Below are 569 nucleotides of genomic sequence, written 5' to 3'. Positions count from 1 at the left end.
GATCCTGAAGCCCAGCAGCGTGAAACACGTCGCCAGGATCCAGGCGACGACACCATTGAGGAACAGCGCAAAGTCGTAGCGCATCGGGTTGTCAGCCGCCGCCAGCGTCGTGAACGCCACCAGGTAGGCCACGCCCGCCAAGGCATGGCGCGGCATCGTGGTGGCATACACACCGGGCAGCCAGAACAGGCTCAGGATCACCAGCAGCAGCGGCAGGCCCGAGACGTGAGGCAGCACGATGAAGGTGCACAGGAAGGCCATCGCCACGGCGGCCACCGTGCCCTTGATGAATTCGACCGCACCCAGCGCGGGATTGGGCGCGGTGGACAGCAGCGCGCAGGCCGCCGCCAACCCCGCCAGCGCCCCGGCCAGGATCAGGACCAGAAGCGGCAGGAAAACGAGGGCCTTCGCCATCGGCGATGTCGGGATGCTGCGCATGTCGGCGGGCCTACAGCTTGCGGAACTCGAAGCCCTCGAACGTCAGGCCGACGATCCGGCCCGCACCGTCGCGGCGCAGCTGCAGGCGCGTGCGGCCGGCGCCGAGAACCTCGTCGCCGAAGGACTCCAGC

At 68.5% G+C, this 569-nt stretch carries 1 protein-coding gene; it reads right to left on the bottom strand.

Going from position 1 to position 569, the window contains the following annotated elements; all coding sequences use genetic code 11:
* Window positions 1-414 (bottom strand): FUSC family protein (locus DNK89_RS23825; protein ID WP_238990927.1); only part of this gene is annotated, 414 nt, incomplete at its 3' end.
* Between the last annotated feature and the right edge of the window lie 155 nt (window positions 415-569).

Origin of the sequence: Acidovorax sp. ST3, from assembly GCF_003231145.1 — a bacterium.
In the GTDB taxonomy this organism is placed as follows: Bacteria; Pseudomonadota; Gammaproteobacteria; order Burkholderiales; family Burkholderiaceae_C; genus Acidovorax.
Note: the sequence above shows the minus strand (reverse complement) of the source record. Positions and strands in the feature narration are given on the sequence as shown.